General features: G+C 69.2%; 1 pseudogene. It reads right to left on the reverse strand.

Annotated features, from left to right (window positions below):
• Positions 1-260 (reverse strand): annotated as a pseudogene (locus ACQG3P_RS20230) (UDP-N-acetylglucosamine 1-carboxyvinyltransferase); the annotation flags it as partial.

Genomic DNA, 260 nt, shown 5'->3' on the forward strand with positions numbered 1-260 from the left:
CGCCATCGGCCACGCAGTTGAGCGCCATGAACTGCGCCTGCAGGTCGGTCGGGACCGCCGGGTACGGCGCGGTGGTCAGGTTGACCGCGCGCGGGCGCTTGCCCTGCATGTCCTGGGTGATGCTGTCGTCGGTGGTGTCGATCTTCGCACCGGCTTCGACCAGCTTGGCCAGCACCGCGTCCATCTTGTTCGGGCGGGCACGGTTGACCGTGACCTTGCCGCCGGTCATCGCCGCGGCCACCAGGAAGGTGCCGGTTTCG

It is taken from the genome of Stenotrophomonas sp. SrG (assembly GCF_050031795.1).
GTDB lineage: Bacteria > Pseudomonadota > Gammaproteobacteria > Xanthomonadales > Xanthomonadaceae > Stenotrophomonas > Stenotrophomonas rhizophila_A.